Here is a 7,080-nt window from a genome sequence, read left to right as displayed (position 1 = left end):
AAACCCCCCGCCCCCGCGCACGCCTGACCGGGCGCGCCGCGCATTGCCGTGGCCGCGCCCGCCCATACCGAATTCGAATCGCGAGCCATGTACTCGAACTCCAACCGTACTCTGGTGGTGCGTCGCACCCCGCTGGCGGCGCTTGCCGCATTGATCACCGCAGGCCTGTCCTCGCACGCCATCGCCCAGGCCACCACGCCGGCCGCCCCCGAGGCCGCACCGGCCGCCCCGGCCGCTGCTCCGGCCGCCGCACCACAAGCCACCGCACCGACGCTGAAGGAGGTGGTGGTCACCGCCAACCCGCTCGGCAGCGACCTGAACGACATGGTGGCCCCGGTCTCCACGCTGGGCGGCGACGCACTGGCCGTGCGCCAGGCCAGCACGCTCGGCGAAACGCTGAACAGCATGCCGGGGGTCACATCGAGCTACTTCGGCCCGAATGCCAGCCGGCCGGCCATCCGCGGCCTGGACGGCGACCGCATCAAGGTGCTGCAGAACGGCGGCTCGACGCTCGATGCGTCCACACTGTCCTATGACCACGCGGTGCCCATCGACCCGCTGGTCGCCGAGAAGATCGAAGTGGTCCGTGGCCCGGCCGCGCTGATGTACGGCGGCAATGCCGTGGGCGGCGTGGTCAACGTGATCGACAACCGTATTCCGCGCGACCCGATCACCGGCGTGAGCGGCGCGGCCGATGTCAGCGGCACGATTGGCGGCGACAAGGGCCGCAATGCCAGCGGCATGCTGGAAGCCGGCAACGGCAAGTTCGCGGTGCACGCCGATGCATTCGTACGCCAGACCAGCGACCTGCGCATTCCGGGCTACGCCCGCAGCGGCACGCAGCGCGCCACCCAGCCGCTGCCCGAAGGCGAGAGCGAGGCCTACGGCAAGATCCCGAACACCAACGCCCACCAGGAAGGCGGGTCGATGGGCGGCTCGTACACGTGGGCCGACGGCTTCGTGGGCGCCAACTGGTCGACCTACCGCAACGACTACGGCACGCCGGCCGAGGCAGACGCGCGCATCAAGATGCGCCAGGACCGCTTTGCGCTGGAGGGCGAATCGCGCAACCTGGCCGGCGCCACCAACGGCATCTTCGAATCGGTCAAGGGCAAGTTCAGCTACACCGACTACGAGCATCGCGAGATCGAGGGCGGCGAAACCGGCACGACCTTCAAGAACCACGGCTGGGACGCCCGACTGGAAGCCACGCACGGCAAGATCGGCAACATGACCGGCGTGATCGGCACGCAGTTCGGCCATACCGATTTCTCGGCGCTGGGCGAAGAAGCGTTCGTGCCGAGCACGGCCACCGACAACGCCGCGTTGTTCGTATTCGAGGAATTGCCGCTGATCTCGTCGGGCGACCTGAAGCTGAATTTCGGCGGCCGCCTGGACCACAGCAAGGTGAAGGCCAGCGCCAACGGCAACGACCGCTTCAGCGATGCCGAGCGCAGCTTCAACGCCGGCAGCGCATCGGCCGGCCTGCTCTACAAGCTCAACCCGGTGTGGACGGTGACGTCGAACCTGTCGTACACCGAGCGCGCACCCACGTTCTACGAGCTGTATGCCAACGGCCCGCATCTGGCGACCGGATCGTTCGAAGTGGGTGACCCGAACGCGGCCAAGGAACGCGCCACGTCGATCGATCTGGGCATGCGCTTCAAGCAGGGCAACCATAGCGGCAGCGTGTCGGGTTACTACAGCCGCTTCCAGAACTACCTGGCGCTGCTGAACACGGGCGGCTATCGCGACGCCGAAGGCAATGTGGTGGCCGCCGGCAGCGACGGCGCGCTGCCCGAGCTTCAGTACATGGGGGTGCCGGCCACGCTGTACGGCTTCGAGGCCGAAGGCAAGACGCGCCTGCTGCAGAAAATGCTGACCACCAGCGACTCGCTGGACTTCGAAGCACGTGCCGACTATGTCCACGGCGAGAACCGCAGCAACGGCCAGCCGCTGCCGCGCCTGTCGCCGCTGCGCCTGGGCGGATCGCTGGTCTACGCCGCCGGCCCGTGGGGCGCACGCGTCAACGTGGACTGGAACGCGCGCCAGACCCGCGTGCCGACCGGCGATACGCCGTCCGACGCCTACACGATGCTGGGCGTGGCCCTGACCTACAAGATGAAGCTGTCGGGCACCCAGACGCTGTTCTACCTCCGCGGCGACAACCTGACCAACACCGAGGCACGCAGCGCCACGTCGATCCTGCGCGATATCGCGCCGCTGCCGGGCCGCAGTGTGCGGATCGGGATGCGCACGCAGTTCTGAGCGGGCTACCCGTTGGCTGGCTTCCCTCTCCCACGCAGTGGGAGAGGGGTTGGGGGAGAGGGCAGAGAGGCTCTGCCTGCCGACTTGTCGACATTTGAAGCGCCGCACCCTCTCCCCCGGCCCCTCTCCCGCCTTGCGGGAGAGGGGAGCAAGCCCGTGCCGCGGGAGAGGGGAGCAAGCCCGTGCCACGGGACAGCGAAGGCCGTAACCTGAAGCGCTACCGACCCATCGAAAATGACTCGGGCACCAGCGAATACACCGCCGCCGGCACGGGCCGCCCGCGCAGGATCAGGCGGTTACGGGCGATGCACTCGAAGCCGGCACCGATCTTCTCGGCGACGGCGCGGCTTGCGAGGTTGGTCTCGACTGCCACGATCTCCAGCCGGGTAAGCCCCAGCGTGTGAAAGCCGTAGCAGGCCATCATCGTCGCCGCGCCCGACGCCAGGCCCTTGTGCTGCTGGCTCTGCCGGATCCAGTACCCCAGGTTGCCGGTGTTGTCCTCGCGGCGGATCTGGTTGATGGCAACGCCGCCATAGAGTTCGCGGCCATCGGGCGAAAACACGCCGATGTCGTACGCCGCGCCCTCGTCCATCATCGTCGCGCACCGCTCGAACCACTCGCGCGCGTCGTAGACGCTGTAGTCCGGTCGCGCCCACGGCATCCACAATCCCACCGTCGGCATCGACTCGCGCACGGCCATTACAAACTGGGCCTCGTCGCTGGCGCGGAACGGCCTGAGCTGGAATGCCTGGCTGCGCAGCGGCTGCATGGTCAGTCCCGGTTGGCGACCAGGTTGCCGTCGCGCTGCAGGGCGCCCACTTTCTCCAGCGCCAGCAGGGTCTGGTCGAACACCGCATCCAGCGCCTGCCCGGGCGTGAAGCGCGCATGCATGCGCTGCATCAGCGGCGTGGCCGCGAACCACGCGAACAGGTCGTCGCGCGGCAGCGCCTGGGCCTCCAGCAACTTGAACTTGGCAAGCACGCGCATCGCGTGCGTGGCGTTGCGCAGCGGATCGGCCTGCAGGTAGTCGAGCCGGCTGCGCGCACGGGCCACGGCACCGGCCACGTCGCCGAACAGACGGCCATGGCCCGGAATCACCAGCCGGACGTCGAGCTTGTCGATCAGCGCCAGGATGGCGGCCTGCTCGGCAAAGCCGCTTTCGCCATCAAGCTCGGGAAAGATCACGCCAAAGCCGTTCTCCCACAGCGCATCGCCCGAAATCAGGATGCGCTGCGCGGGCGCGAACAGCATCACCGCGTGCGGGTCGTGGCCCGGCGCGGCAATGACCCGCCAGTCGATGCCGCCAAGCTGCAGCGCGTCGCCGTCGTGCAGCACGTCGTCGAACGCAAAGCGCGCGCATTGCTGGCCCGTGGCGTCGAAGGTCAGGGCATCGGTATCCCAGGCCGAAACCGCCGCGGCCTCGGCGGCGGGAATGGCCGTGCGCGGCTGCCAGCGCTGCTGCAGCGCCGCGTTGCCGCCGCAGTGATCGGAATGCAGGTGGGTATTGATGACGCGCCGCAGCGGCCGCCCGTCGAGCGCGGCTTCCACCAGCGCCACGGTCTGGGGGGCATGCGTGACATATCCGGTGTCGACCAGCGTGGTGTCCTGCGTGGCATCGTCGATAAACAGCACGTTGTTCGCGGACAGCCAGCCGCGCTCGAACACGCGCATGGTGGCGGGCAGCGCCGGCGCGCCGGTTCCGCTCATGGCGTTCATGCCGCGCTGCCTTCGCACAGCCGGGGCACGCGCGCCGGCAACAGCGCCCAGACGCGCCGGCGCTCTGCGTCGTCGGCGCCCGACCACGCCGCGATTTCCGCGATGGTCCGCAGGCAGCCTTCGCAGAAGCCGCTGTCGCTGTCCATCTTGCAGATGCTGCGGCACGGCGACGGCACCGGCGACACGATCTGCGCCGCGGCCGCACCGCGCACCAGATCGGCCAGCAGCCGGCGGCGGGCGGGCGTCATGCCTGGGCCTGCGCCACGTCGGCCACTTCGGCACCGGTCATGGCCTGCAGCTGTTGGGGCGTCAGGTTGAACACCGCGTGGGGATGGCCGGCGGCCGCCCAGACGCTGTCGTACTGGAACAGGTCCGCATCAAGCAGCATCACCGGCTTCACCGCATGGCCGATCGGGCACACGCCGCCAATCGCATAGCCGGTCTTCTCGCGCACGAACTTCGCGTCGGCCTTGCCCAGCCTGCCCACGCGGGCGGCCACCTTCGATTCGTCCACGCGATTGCTGCCGCTGGCGATGACCAGCACCGGCACATCGTCCTCCACGCGGCGGAAGATGATCGACTTGGCGATCTCGGCCACGGTGCATCCCAGGCCGGCGGCCGCCTCGGCCGAAGTCTTGCCGGTGGCCGGCAGCATCACCACCGGCCGGTCATGGCCGATGCCGGCCAGCAGGTCGGCCACGCGTTGCGCGGATTCGGGGAGCGTCGGGTTTTCGCTCATGCTTGTTGTTCTCCTGGTTCAGACACAGACCGTGGCATCGGCCGCCGCCGCCCACTTGGTCAGCAAGGCCTTGCCCACGCGCGAGCTGTTGGCCCGGCCGATGGCCTGCGAGATATAGTCGCCGGCCCGTACCACGGCTTTCAGGTCGATGCCGGTGTGCAGGCCCATGCCGTGCAGCATGTACAGCACGTCTTCGGTAGCCACGTTGCCGGTGGCACCCTTCGCATAGGGGCAGCCGCCCAGGCCCGCCACCGACGCGTGGAAGATGGCGATGCCCACTTCCAGGCTCGCCAGGATATTCGACAGCGCCTGCCCATAGGTGTCGTGGAAGTGCCCCGACAGCCGGTCCATGGCAAATTCGGCCGACGCGGCACGCATCACCTCCTGTACCTTGAGCGGCGTGCCCACGCCGATGGTATCGGCGATATCGATCTCGTCGCAGCCCAGTTCGCGCATGCGGCGCACCACGTCCACCACGGCATGCACCGACACCTCGCCCTGGTACGGACAGCCCAGCGCGCACGAAATGCTGCCGCGCAGGCGGATACCCTTTTCCTTGGCGGCCGCCGCCACCGGCTCGAAGCGCGCGATCGACTCGGCGATCGAGCAGTTGATGTTCTTCTGCGAGAACGCCTCGCTGGCCGCGCCGAAGATCACCACTTCGTCGGCACTGGCCGCCACGGCGCCCTCGAAGCCCTTCATGTTCGGCGTCAGCACCGAGTACAGCGTGCCGGGCCGGCGTTCGATGCGGGCCATCACCTCGGCGCCGTCGGCCATCTGCGGCACCCACTTGGGCGACACGAACGACGCGGCCTCGATATTGACGAAGCCGGCGTCGGTCAGCTTGTTGATCAGCGCGACCTTCACGTCGGCCGGCACCATCGCTTTCTCGTTCTGCAGGCCGTCGCGCGGCCCCACTTCGACGATCTTCACGTATTGGGGGATGGTCATGGTTGTCTCCTCGATCCTCTCGTCAGCCTGGTGCGGGCCACGTCGCGGCCTTGCTGGCCTGTCGTGGCCTAGTAGCCGCGCTGCAGGTCCACCACGCCGGCGATCGGCTTGCCCTCCGCCAGCAGGCGGATCTTGCCGGCGATCTGGGCGATGCTGTCCTCGCGCAGCGTCAGTGCGGAAATATGCGGCGTGATCGTGATGCGCGGCTCCTGCCAGTACGGATGGTCGGCCGGCAGCGGTTCGATACGGAACACGTCCAGCGTGGCGCCGGCAATCTGCCCGTCCTGCACGGCTGCCAGCAGGTCGGCTTCCACCAGGTGCTGGCCGCGCGCCACGTTGATCACGTAGGCGCCCTTGCCCAGCTTGTAGAGCAGGCTGGTATCGATGATGTCCTCGGTGTCGGGCGTCAGCGGCAGCACGTTGACCAGCACCTTCAGGCCGTTCAGGAAGGTTTCCTGGCCATCCGAGCCGTGGAACGACTGCACGCCTTCGACCGTCTTGGCCGAACGGCTCCAGCCGCGCACCGGAAAGCCGAAGCTCGCCAGCGTGCGCGCGATGTGCGACCCGAGCGTGCCGATGCCCATCACGCCGATCGTGAAATCGGCGCGGCGATGCGGCTTCAGGAATTTCCACGCGCCGGCCTTTTCCTGCACGTCATAGGCGTCGAGCTTGCGGAAGTAACGCAGCACGGCGGCGGTCACGTACTCGCTCATCTGGGCGGCCATGCCGGCGTCGTCCAGGCGTACGATCGGCACGCCGGCCGGCAGTGCATCGGGGTCGTTGTCGCGCAGGCGCAGGATGCCGTCCACCCCGGCGCCGAGATTGAAGACGGCTTTCAGGTCCGTGCGGCCGCGCAGCATTTCCAGGGGCGGACGCCACACCACGGCGTAGTCCACGCCCTGGCCCTGGCTCTCTTCCCAGGTCAGGCATTGCGCTTCGGGCAACACTTCGGCAAAGCCCTCGATCCACGGCGCGTAGCGGCCATCCGGCACGTACAGCTGCAACTTCATCTCGACTCCATTCTTATACGGGTTAGGCCAACGATTATGCGCGCTTTCCCGGGCGCCGTTGCCCGGCTGTGCGATTACCGGCAGGAGGATGCGCGGCCCGGCTTTGCTCGCCTCTCCCGCCAGGCAGGAGAGGGAGCAAACCGTCAGGCAGTCGCTTCTTCCGCCTGCGCAAACGCCAGCAGCTGGGCGCCTTCGGTCACCTGCTCGCCCACGCCGTAGAGCACCTCGCTGACCACGCCGTCGGCCGGGGCCGCGATGGTGTGCTCCATCTTCATGGCCTCCATGACCAGCAGCGGCGTGCCGCGCGTGACGCGTGTGCCCGGTTCGACCATCACCGCAATCACCTTGCCCGGCATCGGCGCGGTCAGCTTGCCGCCCTCGCCCTCGGCTTCTCCG

The 7,080-nt window shown here is 68.3% G+C and carries 8 protein-coding genes; 1 reads left to right on the top strand and 7 read right to left on the bottom strand.

Annotated elements, in window-relative coordinates:
- Positions 1 to 87: 87 nt before the first annotated feature.
- On the top strand, positions 88 to 2,268 hold the full coding sequence (locus A9J21_RS10270) for a TonB-dependent receptor (RefSeq protein ID WP_066735011.1): 2,181 nt from the start codon (positions 88 to 90) through the stop codon (positions 2,266 to 2,268).
- A gap of 217 nt (positions 2,269 to 2,485) precedes the next feature.
- Here A9J21_RS10270 and A9J21_RS10265 read toward each other — a convergent pair whose 3' ends face one another.
- The 7 genes from A9J21_RS10265 to A9J21_RS10235 all read right to left on the bottom strand — a co-directional run.
- Positions 2,486 to 3,037: a GNAT family N-acetyltransferase gene (locus tag A9J21_RS10265; RefSeq protein ID WP_066735006.1), complete on the bottom strand. Its 552-nt coding sequence runs from the start codon at positions 3,035 to 3,037 to the stop codon at positions 2,486 to 2,488.
- A 2-nt stretch (positions 3,038 to 3,039) separates the two neighbouring features.
- The gene (locus tag A9J21_RS10260; RefSeq protein ID WP_066735008.1) at positions 3,040 to 3,975 is read right to left on the bottom strand and encodes an MBL fold metallo-hydrolase; all 936 of its coding nucleotides are present in this window, start codon (positions 3,973 to 3,975) and stop codon (positions 3,040 to 3,042) included.
- A 5-nt stretch (positions 3,976 to 3,980) separates the two neighbouring features.
- Positions 3,981 to 4,232 (bottom strand): DUF1289 domain-containing protein, encoded by a 252-nt coding sequence (locus A9J21_RS10255; RefSeq protein WP_066734998.1) that lies wholly within the window; start codon positions 4,230 to 4,232, stop codon positions 3,981 to 3,983.
- Positions 4,229 to 4,723, bottom strand: a complete 495-nt coding sequence (locus A9J21_RS10250; protein WP_066734996.1) for a YbaK/EbsC family protein — start codon at positions 4,721 to 4,723, stop codon at positions 4,229 to 4,231. Before A9J21_RS10250 ends, A9J21_RS10255 begins: the two co-directional genes overlap by 4 nt.
- 18 nt (positions 4,724 to 4,741) lie before the next feature.
- On the bottom strand, positions 4,742 to 5,674 hold the full coding sequence (locus tag A9J21_RS10245) for a hydroxymethylglutaryl-CoA lyase (protein ID WP_066734993.1): 933 nt from the start codon (positions 5,672 to 5,674) through the stop codon (positions 4,742 to 4,744).
- Between the two features lie 68 nt (positions 5,675 to 5,742).
- On the bottom strand, positions 5,743 to 6,684 hold the full coding sequence (locus tag A9J21_RS10240) for a glyoxylate/hydroxypyruvate reductase A (protein ID WP_066734984.1): 942 nt from the start codon (positions 6,682 to 6,684) through the stop codon (positions 5,743 to 5,745).
- Positions 6,685 to 6,827: 143 nt separating this feature from the next.
- Positions 6,828 to 7,080 (bottom strand): biotin/lipoyl-containing protein (locus tag A9J21_RS10235; RefSeq protein WP_304440991.1); only part of this gene is annotated, 253 nt, incomplete at its 5' end.

Source organism: Cupriavidus sp. D384 (assembly GCF_001652915.1).
Lineage (GTDB): Bacteria > Pseudomonadota > Gammaproteobacteria > Burkholderiales > Burkholderiaceae > Cupriavidus.
This window is presented reverse-complemented; position numbering and strand designations above follow the sequence as displayed.